Here is a 16,927-nt window from a genome sequence, read left to right on the forward strand (position 1 = left end):
TGCCTCGCTACTACATCATGCCTGGCATTCCACCTCCACCCATTGGTGGTGCAGCGGCAGGAGCATCTTCTTTAATGTCTGTCAAAGCACATTCGGTAGTTAAGATCATACCGGAAACAGATGCGGCATTTTCCAATGCAACACGGGTTACTTTCTTAGGATCGATAATACCTGCTTTGAACATCTCAACGTATTTTTCAGATTTGGCATCGTAACCGTAATCAGCCTTGCCTTCCAATATTTTGGCAACTACTACGGAACCTTCGCCTCCAGCATTGGAAACAATGGTACGAAGTGGAGATTCAATGGCACGGGCAACAATCTGTAGACCAGTTTCCTCGTCTGCGTTTTCAACGCTTACTTTTGAAAGAACGGTTTTGGCACGAACCAAGGCTACACCACCACCGGCAACAATACCTTCTTCAACGGCTGCTCTAGTGGCGTGCAAGGCATCGTCAACACGATCTTTCTTCTCTTTCATTTCAACTTCAGAAGCGGCACCGACATAAAGTACGGCAACGCCACCGGCCAATTTGGCCAAACGTTCTTGAAGTTTTTCTTTATCGTAATCCGAAGTTGTAGTCTCGATTTGAGATTTGATTTGGTTTACGCGGGTCTTGATGTCTTTTTGAACACCACCTCCATTAACAACGGTTGTGTTGTCTTTGTCGATAGAAACTTTTTCGCAAGTACCTAGCATATCGATAGTGGTATTGTCTAAAGAGAAACCTCTTTCTTCAGAAATTACCGTACCACCGGTCAAGATAGCGATGTCTTCCAACATGGCCTTTCTTCTGTCACCGAAGCCTGGAGCTTTAACAGCGGCAATTTTTAGGGATCCGCGAAGTTTGTTTACTACCAAGGTAGCCAATGCTTCACCGTCAACGTCCTCGGCAATGATCAATAAAGGTTTACCTGATTGGGCAACTGGCTCCAATACGGGAAGCAAATCTTTCATTGAAGAGATTTTCTTGTCGAACAACAAGATGTACGGGTTCTCTAGGTCCGCAGTCATTTTTTCAGAATCGGTCACAAAATATGGGGAAAGATAACCTCTGTCAAACTGCATACCTTCAACAACGTCAACGTAAGTATCGGTTCCTTTGGCTTCTTCAACGGTGATTACACCTTCTTTACCAACCTTTCCGAAAGCTTCGGCGATCAATTCGCCAATGGTCTCGTCGTTGTTGGCGGAAATAGAAGCAACTTGCTTGATTTTTTCCGAAGAATCGCCAACTTTTTTAGATTGTTTGGCCAGGTTTTCAACAATGGCATCAACGGCTTTGTCTATGCCCCTTTTCAAATCCATTGGATTTGCGCCTGCAGCTACGTTCTTCAAGCCTTCTTTTACGATAGCTTGGGCAAGAACGGTAGCGGTAGTAGTACCATCACCCGCAAGGTCGTTGGTTTTGGAAGCAACTTCCTTAACCATTTGCGCACCCATGTTTTCAAGGGCGTCAGCCAATTCAATTTCCTTTGCAACTGTAACCCCATCCTTGGTTACCTGTGGTCCACCGAAAGATTTACTGATGATTACGTTTCTACCTTTTGGTCCTAAAGTTACTTTAACTGCATTTGCCAATGCATCGACACCTCTTCTAAGGCCGTCGCGTGCATCGATATCAAACTTTATATCTTTTGCCATAATATATATTACTATTAGTTTTTTCCACCAGGGTGGATATTTTTTAAATTGATCTTATTGTTTCATAAAAAATTCCTGTGGTTAACAACAGGAATGACAAAAAAATTAGATAATGGCCAAAACGTCACTTTCGCGCATCATAAGATAATCAACGCCTTCAAGCTTAAGCTCTGTGCCAGCATATTTACCATACAATACAGTATCGCCAACTTTTACTGTCACCTTTTCGTCTTTGGTGCCAGGCCCTACGGCAACAATTTTGCCTTGTTGAGGTTTTTCTTTAGCCGTATCTGGAATGTAGATACCCGATGCTGTTTTGGTTTCAGCAGCCATAGGTTCGATAAGAACCCTATCTGCCAATGGTTTAATGTTTACTTTTGCCATATTTTTAGTTTTTAGTTTGAAAAATTATATTCTCGAATTCCTATTGGGCAGAAATTATGCCATTAGCTGAAAACTGACACATTGTTAAACCAAAAATGCCAGCTTGTCACTAAGCTGGCATTTTCGTATATGATTATGTATGTTTTTATAAGCTGTCGGCAGGACTACTTGTCGGTGCAGGTGCCTCTTGTGGCACAGTTTCCGGTAGAGCTTCTGGAACAACGGTCTCAATGCCGTCTCCGTTTAAGAGTTTAGAATCCATGTCGCTATAGTTACCTTTAAGGGCAACATTAGAGGCTAGAATTAAAACAACCAGTAGTATGGCTAACGTCCACGTACTCTTGTCGAGAAAATCCCCTGTCTTTTTTACACCGCCTACGATTTGACTGCCGCCACCACCAAAAGAAGATGATAGTCCGCCACCTTTAGGGTTTTGAACCATGATGACCAATATCAGCAAAAAGCAAACTATAATGATAAGTATTAAAAAAATGGTAAACGTACTCATAGCTACCTTACTTGTTTTCTTGTTGTAATTTTTCCACCGCTTTTATTCGGTCTGCAAAGAAACCACTTTTTTCCGGATATTTCAAACTTAAAATTTTGTAAGATTGAATTGCTTTTTTATATTTTTTTTGTTCCAAATAAACCTTAGCCAAGGTTTCGGTCATCAATTCCTTTTTGTCAAGGGTGAGCGAAGTTTCAATGGCTACCTTTTGAACGTCTTTTTTGGGTTTGATTTTTGGGTTGTCGGCAATGAACTTGTCGATCAGTTCGAATTTCTTCCTTTTTAAGATTTCTTCCTCTAAGGGAAATTCTATAGCCTTGGGCTCTTCCTTGGCAGACGTTGGTGTTTCTTTTTTCACTTCAATTTTATCGGTGTCGCGGTTTACCGATTTAAAGGTGGTAAGCTGTAACCATTCGGCAAAGGAGTATTTTTCCCTTTTGGTAAAGGGTAGGGGTTCGCCAAGCTCCAGGTTTTCGGAGGCATTTCTTTTCGCTTCCGCAATTTCCTCGTCGATCTTGGGGTCTTTTGATTGAAAGAGCTGAGGGTCTAAGAGTTTTTCGGCATCGGCCGATGTTAGTGGGATAGGGGTTTCGCTCTTTTCGACCGGAACCACTTCTTCCGAAATGGTCTCGGTGTCGGCTAGGCCCATCGTCTTACCCAAAATTTTATCGGCAATGGTGTTTTGTAAAAATTCTTCCGAAGTAATAAAATCAAAAAGAACGTCGCGATCCGTGGTATAGGCCGCCGTTACCTTTAGGGCGTTGTTGTATTTAAAACTGTTGAGGTTTTTTAGGCCCTTTAAGTGTAGCGCCCGTGCCGCTTGAAAGTACGGATACTCTTCAAGCACATCTTCCAGTTGCTTGGTCTGAAGCGGAGAGACCACCTTGTCTGGGTGCTGTAAAAGGTATGTAAAGTCTTGTACATTCATTTTTAAGGGTACTATATATAAGGTATAAGCGTGCTCTTGATTTTTTGTGCCTAGCGAAAAAACTTTACCAATCGGCCAATGAGGCGTTGAATATATCTTGGGTGATTCTTTCAAAAATTACTTCCAAGGCCTCCGTCTTTACCGCCGAGAGTTGTGAGTTGGCCGGGTAGTCATAGAAAAATGAAAAACGTTGTTCGAAATCGGCATCTTCTTTTGTCTTATTGTAGAAACGGACGTTTACAGCCATTGATAAGCGGTTTTGGGCCGCGGTCTGCTGGGCCGTGGCACTCATGGGCGATATGCGGAACTCTACAATTTCACCTTCATAAAGCAGGTCGCCATTGGAAGATGTAAGGTCAAGACTGGTCTGGTTCAAGATACGGTCTTGAAGTGCCAATGTAAAGTCTCTTTCGAGTCCGGGCTCAAAAGTAGAACCAGGATTCTGTGTGGCGTAGTTCTGAAAGGTGGGTATCGTAAAAGTAGTGGCGGTACCCACGTTGCCCCCCGTAAAATTGTAGACGCCACAGCCGCTTAGGCTTAAGCATAGAACTAAACAGAGTATGGTGTATGTGTTTTTTTTCAAGGTTTCGTTTAAATATTAAGGTTGAAACTGTATCGCTTTAGGGGTGTTACAGGTCGTATTGTTTTATTTTACGGTATAGGGTGCGCTCGGAAATGCCAAGTTCGGCAGCGGCCGCCTTGCGTTTTCCGCGATTGCGTTCCAGTGATTTTTTTATAAGTTCAACTTCCTTTTCCTGTAAAGATAAGGTTTCTTCTTCTTGAATTTCTTCGGCAAAATGATACTTGTCTTCCACCACGGGCTTTGGCGTGTGCTTTTCCGTGCGGGATTCGGGTAAGTGTAGTACTTCTAAAGGGGTGCGCTCGTCTTCCTTGACTTCTTCACCGTTGTTGCCATAAATCTTTCTGATAAGGCCTTCGTTTTCCTCTTGTACCTTTTCGCCATCGCTGTTCTTCATCAGCTCCAAGGTGAGTTTCTTTAGGTCGTTAAGGTCGCTTTTCATGTCGAACAAGACCTTGTAGAGAATTTCCCTTTCGTTGCTAAAGTCGCTTTCCGATTTTTTTTGGCCTATGACCGCAGGTAGGTTTGAGCTATTGGCATTGGGTAAATATCCGTTGAGGGTTTCCCATGATACATTTCTGCTCTCTTCCAGTACCGAAATCTGTTCGGCTATGTTTCTTAGCTGACGGATGTTTCCGGGCCAGCGGTATTTTAATAAAAGCTCTACGGCATCGTCGTCGAGGCGTATGGTGGGCATTTTGTACTTCTGTCCGAAATCGGATGCGAATTTTCTAAAAAGCAAATGAATGTCGCCCTGTCGCTCGCGCAAAGGAGGAATGTTGATTTCGACCGTACTCAACCTATAATATAGGTCTTCCCTGAATTTTTCCTTTTTTATGGCATCGAGCATATTCACGTTGGTTGCGGCTACAATACGCACATTGGTCTTTTGAACCTGGGAAGACCCTACTTTTAGGAATTCGCCGTTTTCTAAAACCCGAAGTAACCTTACTTGGGTGGTTAGGGGCAATTCGCCCACCTCGTCCAAAAAGATCGTACCCCCGTCGGCAACTTCAAAATAACCGCTTCGGGTTTGGGTGGCACCGGTAAAGGCTCCTTTTTCATGTCCAAAGAGTTCGCTGTCGATCGTGCCCTCGGGTATGGCCCCACAGTTTACCGCAATATACTTTGCGTGCTTTCTATGGGAAAGGGAATGGATGATTTTCGGAATGGCCTCTTTACCCACACCACTTTCGCCCGTTACCAAAACGGAAATATCGGTAGGGGCCACTTGAATGGCTTTCTCTATGGCACGGTTGAGCTTGGGGTCGTTACCGATAAGCTCAAATCGTTGTTTTATGGCTTGTATGTTTTCCATCTTAGTCTGCAATTCGTGGGCTGTTGGATTTAGTTGTTTTCTGAATATCCCACGGCCTCTCCAATGAGGGTGGCAGAGGTACAATCGTCCATTCGTACCATGACAAAATCACCTACTTTATAATTTTCTTTAGGGAAAACGGCAACGGTGTTCTGTGAGTTTCGGCCCATGAAATGCTCGTCCGATTTCTTGGAAGTGCCTTCGATCAAAACCTCCTGAACCTTGCCAAGGTGCTGTTCGGTGCGCTCTTGGCAATGTTGTCTTTGAAGGGCGATGATTTCGGAAAGCCTTCTTTTTTTGGTTTCTTCGGGAACGTCATCTTCCATTTTGCGTTCGGCCAATGTTCCCGGTCTTTCGGAATAGGCAAACATGAAGCCGTAATCGTATTTTACATACTCCATCAATGACAGGGTGTCTTTGTGGTCTTCTTCCGTTTCCGTAGGGAAGCCGGTAATCATATCCTGTGAAATGGCACAATCGGGAATGATGTTGCGAATGTTGTCTATAAGCTCAAAATATTCCTCACGGGTATGTAGCCTGTTCATGGCCTTTAAAATGCGATTGCTTCCACTCTGTACCGGAAGGTGGATGTAGTTGCAGATATTGTCGTACTTGGCCATGGTGTGTATGACGTCAAGGGTCATATCCTGGGGGTTCGAAGTTGAAAATCGAATACGCATTTTGGGCTGGGCCAAGGCTACCCTTTCCAGCAATTGTGAAAAGTCTACCGCGGTGGCCTTTTGCATGTCCGATGCTTTTTCGAAATCTTTTTTCAAACCGCCCCCATACCATAGGTAGCTGTCTACGTTTTGTCCGAGTAAGGTAATTTCCTTAAAACCTTTGCTCCAAAGGTCGTTGACCTCGTCTATGATAGACTGTGGGTCACGACTACGTTCACGGCCGCGGGTAAAGGGAACCACGCAAAACGTACACATATTGTCGCAGCCTCTTGTAATCGATACAAATGCGGTTACTCCGTTAGTGTTGAGCCGTACCGGGGCAACATCGCCATAGGTTTCGTCTTTGGAGAGAATGACGTTTACGGCACTACGGCCTTCGTCGATTTCTTGGATCAGATTGGGCAGGTCTTTATAGGCATCGGGACCTACGACCATGTCCACTATCTTTTCTTCCTCTAAAAATTGGTGTTTAAGGCGTTCGGCCATACAGCCCAGTACACCTACTTTCATATGTGGCCTGTTTTTCTTGATGGCATTGAATTTTTCCAATCGCTTGCGAACGGTAAGTTCGGCCTTTTCGCGTATCGAACAGGTGTTTACCAATACCAAATCGGCCTCCTTTAGGTTTTGTGTGGTATTGAAACCTTCGTTGGCCAATATCGATGCGACGATTTCACTATCTGAAAAATTCATCTGACACCCATAGCTTTCAATATAGAGTTTTTTGCTATTGGCGTTTTTATCTTCAATGGTCAGGGTAGTTCCCTGAAGCGATTCGTCTATTATTTTCTCCATATCTAAGCTTACCTTTCTAATATAACGGGCAGCAAATATAGGGCTTAATACAAGTTTATGACAAATTGACAGTGAATTTTAATATTATTTTACAACTGTACTCGTGCGAAGATCTTTTTATCTTAGGCGAAAACTTAAAATTATGACCTTGAACCAGCTTACCGAAAAAATAGAACAGAACCATATCCTTGATTTTGGCACCGTATTTAGTAGCTCTATTGAGCTTTTTAAAAAAGTATGGTTGCAGGGGTTTATAACGATTTTGTTGACTTTGGTGCTAATGATTCCTCTTTACCTGATTTTTTATGTTCCCTTTGTTGTACTAGGGGTCAGTAATCCCGCTACGTTCGAAAGTGATTTGATGGCGCCTGTAATAGGTTTGGCCATGTCTCTTATGGTACCTGTGTTGATTTTGGGGGTTATGACCATATCCGTGGCCCTTAATGCGGCCTTTATGAGAATTTGTAGGATGAAAGACCTAGGGATTTCAGAGCCCGAGGATTATTTTTATTACCTGAAAAATGGCAGGTGGAAGAAGAGTTTGGGGCTGGGACTTTTAATGTTGTTGGTGGCCATAGCGGGAATGTTGCTTTGTGGTGTTGGTTTGATATATGCCATGGTGCCCCTGTCCCTGTTACCGGCATTTTTTGCCTTTAACGAAGAATTGTCATCGATAGATATATTAAAGGCTTGCTTTAAACTGGGCAACAAGAATTGGTTCATTATTTTCGGGTTGATCATTCTTTCGGGTATAATGGCCGAGCTTGGTATTGTGCTCTGTGGGGTGGGGATATTCTTTACCGCCATGTTCTCTAAGGTCCCTACCTATTATATGTATAAAAACGGTGTCGGTTTCACAGATGGGGTCTAGTCTATCGATGTAACTTTTAGGGAAGGAACGCAACGTTACATGGCTTGGTGCATCTATTTGGTAGATAGGTCGGTAGGGTATCGACCGTTTCTCAATCAGTCAAACCAAAAACTATGAAAAAGACCTTAGGTTTAATGTGGGTAATTGCTGTGCTGGCCTTTGTCGGCTGTACCGATGATAAAGACGATGCCCAAGGGGGCGAGTATCTTGTGGCAACGCCCATTACTGCCGATTTAAAAGAATTTAAGGAGGAGGCCGTTGCGGTTACCGAGCCCATACCCATCAAAGAATCGGGTAAGATTTACGCCTATAAAGATTATGTTTTCGTTAACGATGTAAATCGGGGCTTTCACGTAATCGATAACAGTAATCCCGTAAGCCCGCATGCCATTTCGTTTATCAAGTTGGAGGGGAATTATGATATCTCCATTAAAAATGACCACCTATATGCCGATAGTTATGGCGATTTGGTTATTATGGATATTTCGGATATCAATGCAATTAAGATGGTGAAGCGAATGGAAGGGGCCATCTACCAGCAATTTTGGTGTACCGTAGGTTTTGATGTAGATTGGCCACAGGCCGATTTCTATGATTATGAGGGTTTCGATGCCAGTAAGGAAGCTATCGTTGGTTGGGAAGTAAAGTCGCAACGCCTTTCGGAAGAAGAGCTTCAAGATAAATACGGGGTGGGTGATCCCAATATCGATATCGCCCTTAGTAATACTAGTTCCGAATCGGCGACACCTAGTAGCTCAGATACGGGGCAAGGCGGGTCATTGGCGCGGTTTAAGATCGTAGACGATTATCTGTATGCCGTAGAGTGGTCTAGTATCAGTGTTTTTGATATTTCCGATTTAAGTGACCCCAAGACTTTAGACGATGTCTATGTCAACGGGGCGATCGAGACCATATACAATCAAGGGGATATATTGTTTGTAGGAGGTGCCCAAGGTATGTATATCTACGATATCTCATCGCCTGATAAACCGAAGTACGTTTCAGAATTTGTCCATGGCACGGCCTGTGACCCGGTAGTGGTCGATGGCGATTATGCCTTCGTTACCCTAAGGGGCGAAAACTCCTGTGGGAACACCGAGAGCGGACTCTATATCGTTGATGTTTCAAATTTGACGAGTCCTGAACTGGAGAGATTTTATCCATTGGAAGGTCCTTATGGTATAGGTTTTAAAGATAGTTTGCTTTTTGTTTGTGATGGGGATGATGGCCTAAAGGTGTACGACAAGACCGATGTCAATGATTTAAAATTAATAAGTCACTTTAAGGATATTGTGACCTATGATGTGATTCCTCTAGAGAAATCCCTGCTGATGATAGGAGATAAAGTGCTGTATCAATATGTGTATTTGAACGATAGTATTCGCTTGTTGAGTACCTTCGATTTGAAGTAGATTTGTTATAAATGAATTTGAAACACCCCTATTTACGGGGTGTTTTTTTTATGCCTATTATATAAGGTATGGTAGCTAATAAAAAAAATCAATTACTTTTGTTTTATCAAACAAACCATGAATGGCTAAGAATTTAGTAATAGTAGAGTCACCTGCAAAGGCAAAAACGATAGAAAAGTTTTTAGGAAAGGATTATAAGGTAGAGTCCAGTTTCGGACATATTGCCGATTTACCTTCCAAAGAACTAGGGGTAGATGTCGAGAATGATTTTGAGCCCAAATATATTGTCGATAAAGACAAGAAAGCCTTGGTGAAAAAACTTGGGGATTTGGCCAAGAAAGCGGAAACGATATGGCTCGCAAGTGATGAAGACCGCGAGGGGGAGGCCATTTCGTGGCATTTAGCGGAAACTTTGGGGCTAGATAAAAACAAGACCAAACGTATTGTCTTTAACTCCATTACCAAGTCTGCCATACAGAAAGCGATAGAAAATCCACGAGAGATCAATTATAACTTGGTCAATGCCCAACAGGCCAGAAGGGTTTTAGACCGTCTGGTGGGGTATGAGCTTTCTCCCGTATTGTGGAAAAAGATTAAACCGGGACTTTCGGCCGGTAGGGTACAATCCGTTGCTGTTCGCCTTATAGTGGAACGGGAAAGGGATATAGAATCCTTTACCGCACAAGCATCCTTTAGGGTGTCGGCAGAGTTCAAGACCCTTGAAGGTAGTGTGTTTACGGCGAAATTGAACAAAACCTTCCCTACAAAAGAAGAGGCGCAGGCCTTTTTGAACGAAAACATAGGGGCTGATTTTTCAGTTGGAAACCTAGATAAAAAACCGGCAAAAAAGTCGCCATCCGCACCTTTTACCACCTCTACCTTACAACAGGAAGCAGCAAGAAAGCTCTATTTTTCGGTAGGGAGAACAATGCAAGTGGCGCAACGTCTGTATGAGGCGGGGCTTATTACCTATATGAGAACGGATAGTGTGAACCTTTCGGGGGAAGCCATAGCCGCGGCCAAAGACGCCATTATAGGTAACTACGGCGAAAAATACAGTACCGTCCGTAACTTTAAAGGGAAGTCAAAAGGGGCACAAGAGGCTCACGAGGCCATTCGACCCACCGATATAACCAATCAGTCGCCATCACTTGAGCGCGACCAGTCCAAATTATACGAATTGATTTGGAAGCGTACCATAGCCTCGCAGATGAGCGATGCCCAATTGGAACGTACGAACGTAAAAATTAAGGCAAGTACCCATTCAGAGCTATTTACGGCCAATGGGGAGGTCATTAAGTTCGATGGTTTCCTTAAGGTGTATATGGAGGGCCTTGATGAAGAAGATGTGGCCGAAGAGCAAGAAGGAATGCTTCCTGCCATGAAAGTGGGCGAAGCCTTAAAGAACAATTATATTACCGCGACCGAGCGTTTTTCAAGACCGCCATACCGCTTTACCGAAGCATCTTTGGTGAAAAAGCTCGAAGAACTGGGTATTGGCCGACCGTCTACATACGCGCCGACCATTTCCACTATTCAAAATAGGGGCTATGTAGAAAAAGGAACGGTTGAGGGTACGGAACGAAATTATGTGCAGTTGCTTTTGGAAGCTGGTGCCGTAAAAGAGAAAAAACTTTCTGAAATGGTCGGTTCCGACAAAGGTAAGCTGGTGCCTACCGATATCGGTATGATCGTAAACGACTTTTTGGTAAGTCATTTTGCCACTATACTTGATTACAATTTTACCGCCAAGGTAGAGGAAGATTTTGATGAGATCGCCGAGGGGGAAGAAGATTGGCAGAAGGTGATGAGGGATTTTTACAAAGATTTCCATCCGAATGTGCTCGATGTGCAAGAAAATGCCGATCGAGCCAGTGGCGAACGTATTTTAGGCGAAGACCCTAAAACGGGCCGTCAAGTGTCCGTTCGTTTGGGCCGTTTTGGGCCTATGGTTCAAATGGGTACCGTTGATGATGAGGAAAAACCCAAGTTTGCAAGCCTTTTGCCCGAACAGTCCTTGACCACTATAACTTACGAAGAGGCAATGGAGTTGTTCAAGCTTCCGCGAAAGTTAGGGGTTTATGAAGGAGAGGAAATCGAGGCGAATGTAGGTAGGTTTGGACCTTATGTGCGTTTTGGGAAGAAATTCGTGTCCCTGGAAGCGGGAGAGAGCGCCTTTGACGTAAACTTTGACCGTGCGGTCGAGTTGATTAAGCAAAAGCAAAAGGCCGATGCCCCCATCTATACCTATGAAGGTAAGGAGGTCACTAAGGGAACCGGAAGGTTCGGGCCTTTTATCAAATGGGACGGTATGTTTATCAACGTCAACAAGAAATATGATTTCGACAACCTTTCGAATGAAGACCTTATTGAGTTGATCGAAGCTAAAAAGCAGAAAGAAATCGATAAGGTAGTGCAAAACTGGCCTGAAGAAGGTATCCGTATCGAAAAGGCACGTTGGGGCAGGCACAATATAATAAAAGGTAAGGTAAAGGTAGAGCTTGCCAAGACCGTTGATGCGGCCAAGATGTCTTTGGACGAGGCCAAAAAAATGATCGAACAGAAAACGCCGAAGAAAAAAGCAAAGGCCAAGCCCAAGGCCAAAAAGAAATAGCTTGTGCCGATAGTTTCGTCCCTTAGGGCGGATTTTATAGAAGAAAATGAAAAAACGGAGGCGCATTATATGCGTCTCTATGATTTAAACACAAATAATCTTTCAAGATAAATGGCATTTGATTTTTTGGTTCCAGTAGAAGATAAAGTAATTGCCCACTGTGAACTATTTGCGGCCCAGTCTTTGGGCAAGCACACAAGGTTGCACACCAAAAGGGACGGTATTCCCGACCTCGAGGGGGTGTCTATTGCCATTCTAGGCGTGAAAGAATCGAGAAACGCTTTTGAAAAGAAGACCGAAAAACTAGATGTCTCGGCTATACGGGTCCAATTGTACAAGTTGTTGTTGGGCAACTGGGATTCAAAATTGGCCGATATGGGCGATATTGAGGAAGGTGCAACGGTAGAGGATACGTATTTTGTGGTAAAGAATACCTTGGCGGCCCTTCTAGAGAAGAAAATCATACCTATAGTAATAGGGGCGACCCAAGACATTACCTACCCGGCTTACCGATCGTTCGACGGTATTATCGACTTGGTCAATCTTGTGGCGGTAGACAGTAGGTTCGATTTTGGAATGGACGATGAGCTGATTTCCTCGCATTCGTACATGAGCAAGATCATTACCGACAAGCCCAATAACCTTTTCAACTTCTCCAATATCGGCTATCAGAGCTATTTTAACGCGCAAGAAGAGATCGATCTGATGGAGCGTTTGTTTTTTGATGCCTATCGCTTGGGTGAACTAGGGTCCGATATTTCCTTGGCGGAGCCGGTGCTGCGCAACGCCCATATGATCAGTATGGATGCCCGTGCCGTAAGGGCAAGTGAAATAGGGTTGTCCGATAATTTTTCGCCCAACGGTTTTACCGGACGCGAGATATGTGCCATTGCCAGATATGCGGGAATAAGTGATAAAGTAAGCATATTTGGGCTCTATGAAATGGAGAATACCAATCAATCGTGTCAGCTGATGGCCCAGATAATTTGGTATTTCATCGAAGGTTATAATTTCCGAAGAAACGAATCTCCATTTGAGAGTAGTGAAAACTTTACCAAGTATATTGTTCCAACAGACACCGAGGAGCTTACCTTTCACAAGAGTCACCTGACCGATAGGTGGTGGGTGGAGGTCCCTTCTATTTTGACGCCGCATACTAAATCAAATTCAGTGGCGTTATTACCATGCACCAAAAAGGACTATCTGGAAGCATGCGACCAAAACATTCCTGAGCGGTGGTTCAAGGCCTATAAAAAAGGTTTTAATTGAGTTGAAAAAAAATATAGTATAATTGCCTTCAATACAATAATTTGATCAAATCACAGTTTTAGAGTGTAGAATTAAATCATAGTATTTGCAGTTAGTAACCAGAATCGAAATTTAACCTAAAGTATGAAAAAGCTATTGTTATCATCTATAGCGTTTGTTTTTTTGCTCAGCAGTTGCGGGTCAAAAACCAAAGGAGAGCTAGTCGGGGTCCAAGGAAAGAAATGGTACCCTGAGAAACCTTATGGTATGGAGCTCATTCCAAGAGGTTCCTTTATCATGGGTAAAACCGAAGAAGACCAGGCTAAAGTTCTGAACGCACCAACAAAGACCGTTACGGTCAGATCGTTCTACATGGATGATACCGAGATTACGAACAGCGAGTATCGTCAGTTCGTAGAATGGGTGCAGGATTCCATTACCAGGACACGATTGGCCATATTGGCCGATGAACTAGGTTTGGGGCCGGAAGACGGAGGTATTGGTGAGTATGCGTTCAAGGATGCGGACACAACGAAACTTTCAGCTTACGACAAGTACATGTTGGATAATTATGCCGGCATGGGCGAAACTGGTTTTGAAGGTCGCGCTTTGAACAAAGAAGAAGATTTGATCTGGGATATCTCTGAGTACCCAGATGAGTATTATACCGAGGTTATGGATTCCTTGTACATTCCCGAGGAGGAATCGTATAACGGTCAGCGTACTATCGATGTAACCAAATTGAAGTACAAGTACAGCTGGATGGATATCGAAGCTGCCGCCCGTTCCAGAACCGGAAGCAGAAAAGATTTTATCCGTCAGGAAGAACTTGAAATCTATCCGGATACAACCGTTTGGATCCGTGATTTTGAATACTCGTACAATGAGCCGATGCACAACGATTATTTTTGGCACGATGCGTACAGCGAGTATCCTGTAGTGGGTGTGTCTTGGCAGCAAGCCAGGGCCTTCTGTAACTGGAGGACCAAGTTCAAGAACGATGATCAAAAAAGTAAAGGCAAGCAATTTGTAAACCAGTTCAGGTTACCTACCGAAGCTGAATGGGAATATGCTGCCAGAGGTGGTATCGAAGGAGGAACCTACCCATGGGGCGGACCTTACGTGATAAGCGATACAGGTTGTTTTATGGCAAACTTTAAACCACAACGAGGCGATTATGCGGCCGATGCAGCTTTATATACTGTAGAAGCGAAATCATATGAGCCTAATGACTTCAACCTTTACAACATGGCCGGTAACGTGTCTGAATGGACCAACTCCAGCTATGATCCATCATCTTACGAATTCGTTTCTACAATGAACCCTAACGGTGGCGACGGGGCAAATGCTAGAAAAGTAATACGAGGTGGTTCTTGGAAAGATGTTGCTTACTTCCTACAGGTAAGTACAAGAGATTACGAATATGCCGATTCGGCACGTAGTTACATCGGTTTCAGAACGGTACAGGATTACATGGGAGAAGAAGATTCAACACAATAGAACACCTACGTTTTATAGTTTATTTCAAATACACAAATACAAATACACCCTCTGATTCTTCAAGCCATTGGAGATGACGAAAACAAATCAAACAGTAAACCAAATCTTTATTATTAACATTAAATTTCAAATTAAATCTTAAATTATGGCACAGTCAAAATCAACAAAAAAGTTATTCAACATGGCCTACGGTCTTGGAGCGTCGGTAGTAATTATTGGTGCGTTATTCAAGATACTTCACTGGGAATTCGGACCTTTAACAGGTGGTCTTCTTTTGGCGATAGGTCTTATCACTGAAGCTCTTATTTTTGCCATTAGTGCATTTGAGCCTGTAGATGACGAGTACGATTGGTCTTTAGTATATCCAGAATTGGCCGGCGGTGCTTCTTCAGGAGTTGCTAGAAGTAACGAAGCCCAGGAAATCAAGGAAGCTGAAGCTTCATTGTCCGCTAAATTGGACAACTTGCTAAAAGAAGCCGGTGTCGATGCCAGCTTAATGGAGAGCCTTGGTTCTAGTATCCGCAACTTTGAAGGTGCTGCCAAAGGTATTGCCCCAACGGTTGATGCTATGGAGTCTACAAGAAAATATTCTGAGGAAATGGTTCAGGCCGCAGCTCAGATGGAGTCTTTGAACAGCTTGTACAAAGTACAGTTGGAGAGCGCTAGCAAACAAGCTTCGGTAAACGAAGAAGTTGTACAAAATGCATCTGCCCTTAAAGATCAAATGGAGTCATTGGCTACCAACCTTTCTTCTTTGAACGGAGTCTACGGAGGTATGTTGACTGCAATGAACAGAAACTAATTAGAGATTAGTTAACCCCAAATCGAACAATTAATCAAATCTAATTAGAAAAAAACATGGCAGGAGGAAAAGCAACACCACGTCAGAAGATGATCAATCTTATGTATTTGATCTTCATCGCTATGCTGGCGTTAAACATGAGTAAAGAAGTACTTGCAGCTTTCGGTATTATGAACGAAAAGATGGAGGCTTCTAACGCGAAGACCACAGAAAGTAACCTAGCTTTCTTAGACGGTCTAGAAACTAAAGCTTCCGAAGATTCGGAGAAATACGGAAAGCTTTATCAAGATGCCCAAAAAATCAAGCAATTGTCGCAAGATTATTACGACTATCTTGAGGGTCTTAAACAGGGAATGACAGAAGGTCTGGAAGATGCAAAAGATTATGCACGAATGGACAATTCCGATTTCTTAGATCAAAAATTCTTTCAAGGCGATAATCTTTCCGAAGGAGGAAAGGAGTTCATGAAAAGAATCAATGATTACCGTACACAAGTTGCGGCTATCGTACCAAAAGATTTGAAAGAATCTGTAAATGTCCGCTTCAAGACCGGTGATGAAAATGGTCAGGAAGTAAAAAGGGACGGTACAAAACAAGATTGGATCAATTACCACTACGAAGGATATCCTTTAGTAGCTTCTTTAGCCAAGATTACTGCGCTTCAAGCAGACGTTAAGGCCACTGAGGAAGACGCTCTGAAAAGAATGTTGGAAGGTGAGTTGACCAGCCAAGTATCACTTAAGAATTTTGCAACATCGCTACAGGCTAGTAAGTCTGCCTTTTATGCCGGTGAGAAGTACGACGGTAAGATTATCATTAGTAAAACCGATAATTCTTCTACACCAGTTAAAGCCGAGTTGACCCTTGATGGAAGAAAACTTTCTGAAGGTACCGACTATAAATTAGAGGCCGGTGGTGTTAAAATGTTGATCGGTGCAGGTGCTGCAGGTGATCACGTTGTAGAAGGTACATTGTACTTTAAGCAAGATGGCGAAGAGATTCCCGTACCGGTTAAGAATAGTTTTGCTACCATTAGCAAGCCTAATGCTGCTTTGATCGCTGCCGATAAGATGAACGTTGTTTATCGTGGTGTAGCTAACCCAATGAGTATTTCTATACCGGGTATACCTAATAACAAAGTTAACGCTTCTGCGCCTGGTTTGAAATCCGTAGGTGGTAGCAAGTATGTTATGAACCCTGGTAAAGGTAGAACGGTTACGATTACCGCATCCGGTAAATTGCCCGATGGTCAGACCGTATCTTCTAAATCTGAGTTCAGAATTAAGGATATTCCAAGACCTGCCGGTTCTGTAAGTAAGCAGACAGGTAGTGCTAAAATGCCTAGGGCTAACATGGAAATCGCCACTATCGGTGCAATGTTAGAGGACTTTGATTTTGACTTGAACCTTGCCGTTAGCGGATTTAAGTTCAAGGTTCCTGGTCAGCCTACCGTAAGCGTAAACGGAAACAGATTGAACGCTAATGCCAAGTCGGCCCTTAAGAGAGCCAAAAGAGGTGACGCTGTTCAGATATTCGATATCCAAGCTTACATTACAAATAACAAGAGTTATAAATTGAAGAAAGTATCTCCGGTTGTAGTGGAGATAACAAACTAATAACAACTAGTAAAACCGAGCGGTCT

Annotated in this window: 14 protein-coding genes; 7 read left to right on the forward strand and 7 right to left on the reverse strand. The window is 43.3% G+C overall.

Going from position 1 to position 16,927, the window contains the following annotated elements; genetic code table 11:
• Positions 1–10: 10 nt before the first annotated feature.
• The 7 genes from groL to miaB form a co-directional block, all read right to left on the reverse strand.
• Complete coding sequence (gene groL, locus BW980_RS03990) at positions 11–1,645, reverse strand: chaperonin GroEL (protein ID WP_076453615.1); 1,635 nt, start codon at positions 1,643–1,645, stop codon at positions 11–13.
• Positions 1,646–1,750: 105 nt separating this feature from the next.
• Complete coding sequence (locus BW980_RS03995) at positions 1,751–2,029, reverse strand: co-chaperone GroES (RefSeq protein WP_013992527.1); 279 nt, start codon at positions 2,027–2,029, stop codon at positions 1,751–1,753.
• Between the two features lie 145 nt (positions 2,030–2,174).
• Positions 2,175–2,537, reverse strand: a complete 363-nt coding sequence (gene secG / locus BW980_RS04000; protein ID WP_013992526.1) for a preprotein translocase subunit SecG — start codon at positions 2,535–2,537, stop codon at positions 2,175–2,177.
• Positions 2,538–2,544: 7 nt separating this feature from the next.
• A complete protein-coding gene (locus tag BW980_RS04005; protein ID WP_076453616.1) occupies positions 2,545–3,465 on the reverse strand; it encodes a hypothetical protein in 921 nt (306 codons plus the stop codon).
• A 64-nt stretch (positions 3,466–3,529) separates the two neighbouring features.
• Positions 3,530–4,048 carry an LptE family protein gene (locus BW980_RS04010; protein ID WP_013992524.1) on the reverse strand — a complete coding sequence of 173 codons (519 nt, stop codon included), beginning with the start codon at positions 4,046–4,048 and terminating at the stop codon, positions 3,530–3,532.
• Positions 4,049–4,094: 46 nt separating this feature from the next.
• Positions 4,095–5,363: a sigma-54 interaction domain-containing protein gene (locus BW980_RS04015; RefSeq protein WP_076453617.1), complete on the reverse strand. Its 1,269-nt coding sequence runs from the start codon at positions 5,361–5,363 to the stop codon at positions 4,095–4,097.
• Positions 5,364–5,392: 29 nt separating this feature from the next.
• Positions 5,393–6,838 (reverse strand): tRNA (N6-isopentenyl adenosine(37)-C2)-methylthiotransferase MiaB, encoded by a 1,446-nt coding sequence (gene miaB, locus BW980_RS04020; RefSeq protein ID WP_076453618.1) that lies wholly within the window; start codon positions 6,836–6,838, stop codon positions 5,393–5,395.
• Positions 6,839–6,980: 142 nt separating this feature from the next.
• Between miaB and BW980_RS04025 the strand changes: the two genes are divergently transcribed.
• The 7 genes from BW980_RS04025 (at position 6,981) to porM (ending at position 16,901) form a co-directional block, all read left to right on the forward strand.
• Positions 6,981–7,709 carry a hypothetical protein gene (locus tag BW980_RS04025; RefSeq protein ID WP_076453619.1) on the forward strand — a complete coding sequence of 243 codons (729 nt, stop codon included), beginning with the start codon at positions 6,981–6,983 and terminating at the stop codon, positions 7,707–7,709.
• A 113-nt stretch (positions 7,710–7,822) separates the two neighbouring features.
• The gene (locus tag BW980_RS04030) at positions 7,823–9,121 is read left to right on the forward strand and encodes an LVIVD repeat-containing protein (protein ID WP_076453620.1); all 1,299 of its coding nucleotides are present in this window, start codon (positions 7,823–7,825) and stop codon (positions 9,119–9,121) included.
• A gap of 121 nt (positions 9,122–9,242) precedes the next feature.
• Positions 9,243–11,735: a type I DNA topoisomerase gene (topA, locus tag BW980_RS04035; RefSeq protein WP_076453621.1), complete on the forward strand. Its 2,493-nt coding sequence runs from the start codon at positions 9,243–9,245 to the stop codon at positions 11,733–11,735.
• A gap of 111 nt (positions 11,736–11,846) precedes the next feature.
• Entirely contained in the window at positions 11,847–13,004 is a 1,158-nt protein-coding gene (locus BW980_RS04040) for a formimidoylglutamase (protein ID WP_076453622.1), read from the forward strand.
• Positions 13,005–13,127: 123 nt separating this feature from the next.
• Positions 13,128–14,483 (forward strand): T9SS ring complex lipoprotein PorK/GldK, encoded by a 1,356-nt coding sequence (gene porK / locus BW980_RS04045; protein WP_076453623.1) that lies wholly within the window; start codon positions 13,128–13,130, stop codon positions 14,481–14,483.
• Between the two features lie 145 nt (positions 14,484–14,628).
• Positions 14,629–15,285: a type IX secretion system motor protein PorL/GldL gene (gene porL / locus BW980_RS04050; RefSeq protein ID WP_013992516.1), complete on the forward strand. Its 657-nt coding sequence runs from the start codon at positions 14,629–14,631 to the stop codon at positions 15,283–15,285.
• A 56-nt stretch (positions 15,286–15,341) separates the two neighbouring features.
• Positions 15,342–16,901 (forward strand): type IX secretion system motor protein PorM/GldM, encoded by a 1,560-nt coding sequence (porM, locus tag BW980_RS04055; RefSeq protein ID WP_076453624.1) that lies wholly within the window; start codon positions 15,342–15,344, stop codon positions 16,899–16,901.
• Positions 16,902–16,927: the final 26 nt, after the last annotated feature.

The sequence above is a fragment of the Zobellia uliginosa genome, assembly GCF_900156625.1.
Classification (GTDB): domain Bacteria; phylum Bacteroidota; class Bacteroidia; order Flavobacteriales; family Flavobacteriaceae; genus Zobellia; species Zobellia uliginosa.

Bases quoted from the DNA above. Each gene is read 5' to 3' on its own strand.
- secG (WP_013992526.1), bottom strand. From the start codon at position 2,537: ATGAGTACGTTTACCATTTTTTTAATACTTATCATTATAGTTTGCTTT.
- BW980_RS04040 (WP_076453622.1), top strand. From the start codon at position 11,847: ATGGCATTTGATTTTTTGGTTCCAGTAGAAGATAAAGTAATTGCCCAC.
- topA (WP_076453621.1), top strand. From the start codon at position 9,243: ATGGCTAAGAATTTAGTAATAGTAGAGTCACCTGCAAAGGCAAAAACG.
- porL (WP_013992516.1), top strand. From the start codon at position 14,629: ATGGCACAGTCAAAATCAACAAAAAAGTTATTCAACATGGCCTACGGT.
- groL (WP_076453615.1), bottom strand. From the start codon at position 1,645: ATGGCAAAAGATATAAAGTTTGATATCGATGCACGCGACGGCCTTAGA.
- BW980_RS04030 (WP_076453620.1), top strand. From the start codon at position 7,823: ATGAAAAAGACCTTAGGTTTAATGTGGGTAATTGCTGTGCTGGCCTTT.
- porM (WP_076453624.1), top strand. From the start codon at position 15,342: ATGGCAGGAGGAAAAGCAACACCACGTCAGAAGATGATCAATCTTATG.
- BW980_RS04005 (WP_076453616.1), bottom strand. From the start codon at position 3,465: ATGAATGTACAAGACTTTACATACCTTTTACAGCACCCAGACAAGGTG.
- BW980_RS04015 (WP_076453617.1), bottom strand. From the start codon at position 5,363: ATGGAAAACATACAAGCCATAAAACAACGATTTGAGCTTATCGGTAAC.
- miaB (WP_076453618.1), bottom strand. From the start codon at position 6,838: ATGGAGAAAATAATAGACGAATCGCTTCAGGGAACTACCCTGACCATT.
- BW980_RS03995 (WP_013992527.1), bottom strand. From the start codon at position 2,029: ATGGCAAAAGTAAACATTAAACCATTGGCAGATAGGGTTCTTATCGAA.
- BW980_RS04025 (WP_076453619.1), top strand. From the start codon at position 6,981: ATGACCTTGAACCAGCTTACCGAAAAAATAGAACAGAACCATATCCTT.
- porK (WP_076453623.1), top strand. From the start codon at position 13,128: ATGAAAAAGCTATTGTTATCATCTATAGCGTTTGTTTTTTTGCTCAGC.